A 2518-nucleotide genomic window follows, 5' to 3' on the forward strand; every position below is an offset into this window, starting at 1 on the left:
GCTTCACCGAGGTGTCGGTGACGCCGGAGGCGGTGGGGGTGCCGGGAGCGGAGGGCGCGCTGTCACCGGGGACGCTGCCGCCGTCGGGCCCGCGCGGGTCAAGGCGCGGGCGCCGCACATCGCGGACGCGTACAAGGCCGCCGGGGCCGCGCTCAAGAAGGCGCAGCTCACCGGGGCCCGCGCACGGGTGTATCTCGTGCTCGACCGGTCCGGGTCCATGCGCCCGTTCTTCAAGGACGGCAGCGCCCAGCACCTCGGCGAACAGGCGCTCGCACTCGCCGCCCATCTCGACACCGACGCGACGGTCGACGTCGTGTTCTTCTCGACCGAGATCGACGGCACGGGCGAGCTGACCCTCGACTCCCCCGAGGGCCGTATCGACGAGCTGCACGCCGGTCTCGGCCGGATGGGGCGTACCAACTACCACCTCGCCGTCGAGGAGGTCCTCGCCCTGCACGCCAAGAAGAACCCCGGCGGCCCGGCGTTCGTGATCTTCCAGACGGACGGTGCCCCGGAGTCGAAGACCGCCGCCACCGCCGCCCTCGCGGCGGCCGCCGACAAGCCGGTGTTCTGGCAGTTCGTGGCGTTCGGCGAGCACGACGCCAAGGCCTTCGACTACCTCCGCAAGCTCCAGGCCGACAACGCCGCGTTCTTCCACGCCGGCCCCGCGCCCCGCGAGCTCCCGCACGCCGAGCTGTTCAAGGGCGTCCTCGGGGCGTGGCGCCCGTAGGCGCGCCGGCGGTCGCGACGCCTCCTCGGTGACGTCCTGGCGGGAAGCCCCGCCCGGACGTCACCCGGGGCACGCGGAACGCGTGTGAGTCGATCTTCCGGGGCCCGATAGGATTTCGACCATGGCGGCCACTGGATCCGAGAAGCAGGGGGCGACGGCGTACTACGTCTCGACCCCCATCTACTACGTCAACGACGCTCCTCACCTGGGCCACGCCTATACGACCGTCGCAGGCGACGTGCTCACGCGCTGGCACCGTCAGCGTGGCGAGAAGGTGTGGTACCTCACCGGCACGGACGAGCACGGTCAGAAGATCATGCGCACCGCGGAGGCGAACGGCGTCACGCCCCAGGAGTGGTGCGACAAGCTCGTGGAGGAGGCCTGGAAGCCTCTCTGGGAGCACCTGAACATCGCGAACGACGACTTCATCCGCACCACGGAGAAGCGGCACACGGACCGTGTGCAGGAGTTCGTGCAGGACCTCTTCGACAAGGACGAGATCTACAAGGGCGGGTACGAGGGCCCGTACTGCGTGGGCTGTGAGGAGTACAAGCTCCCGGGCGATCTCATCGAGGCCGAGGACGGCACCAAGCTGTGCCCGATCCACAAGAAGCCGGTGGAGATCCTCAAGGAGGAGAACTACTTCTTCAAGCTCAGCGAGTACGGCCCGAAGCTGCTCGACTTCTACGCGTCGAACCCGGGCTTCATCCAGCCCGAGTCGGCCCGCAACGAGGTCGTGAACTTCGTCAAGCAGGGCCTGCAGGACCTCTCCATCTCCCGCTCGACCTTCGACTGGGGAGTCCCGGTCCCGTGGGACGAGAAGCACGTCATCTACGTGTGGATCGACGCGCTCCTCAACTACGCCACGGCCGTCGGCTACGGCTCGAACCAGGCGAAGTTCGACGAGACCTTCCCGGCGAACGTGCACCTCGTGGGCAAGGACATCCTGCGCTTCCACGCCATCATCTGGCCGGCGATGCTGATGGCCCAGGGCCTGCCGGTGCCCGGCAGGGTCGCGGCCAACGGCTGGCTGATGGTCGGCGGCGAGAAGATGTCGAAGTCGAACCTGACCGGCATCAAGCCGCAGGACCTGACCTCGCACTTCGGTGTGGACGCGTACCGCTGGTACTTCCTGCGCGCGATCGCGTTCGGCCAGGACGGTTCGTTCTCGTGGGAGGACTTCACCGCCCGGTACACCTCCGAGCTCGCCAACGACTACGGCAACCTGGCCTCTCGTGTCGCGGCGATGGTCGGCAAGTACTTCGGCGGCGCGCTGCCCGAGGCCACCGCCTCGGGTGACGCGGAGAAGACGGTCCAGGACGGCCTCGCGAAGGCCGTCGCGGAGGCCGACCGGAAGATCGGCGAGGAGCTGGACTTCCAGGGCGGCATCCTGGCCGTGTTCGACTTCGTGAAGCAGGTGAACGGCTACATCACGGAGCAGGAGCCGTGGAAGGTGGCCAAGGACGAGTCGCCGGAGGGCCAGGCCCGTCTCGCGACGATCCTCTACACGGCGGCCGAGTCGCTGCGGGCCGTGGCCGTGCTGCTGAACCCGATCATGCCGGAGACGTCCCAGAAGCTGTGGGACTCGCTCGGTGCACAGGCTCCGCTGGGCGCCCTCGCGGACCAGAAGGTCCAGGAGGCGGGCGACTGGGGCAGGCTGCCGGCCGGCACGACGGTGACGAAGGGCGCGGTGCTGTTCCCGCGCCTGGAGGAGCCGAAGAAGGACTGACCCTCCTCTCGTACACACACGGCTGTGGCCGCCGCTCCCTCAGGGGGCGGCGGCAGATC

Annotated in this window: 2 protein-coding genes; both read left to right on the forward strand. The window is 68.9% G+C overall.

The window, feature by feature from the left end:
- Positions 1–730 (forward strand): VWA domain-containing protein (locus tag ABZ070_RS36645; protein ID WP_356640452.1); only part of this gene is annotated, 730 nt, incomplete at its 5' end.
- A 121-nt stretch (positions 731–851) separates the two neighbouring features.
- Complete coding sequence (gene metG / locus ABZ070_RS36650) at positions 852–2459, forward strand: methionine--tRNA ligase (protein ID WP_356640454.1); 1608 nt, start codon at positions 852–854, stop codon at positions 2457–2459.
- Positions 2460–2518: the final 59 nt, after the last annotated feature.

Origin of the sequence: Streptomyces sp. NPDC006283 (assembly GCF_040613325.1) — a bacterium.
Lineage (GTDB): Bacteria > Actinomycetota > Actinomycetes > Streptomycetales > Streptomycetaceae > Streptomyces.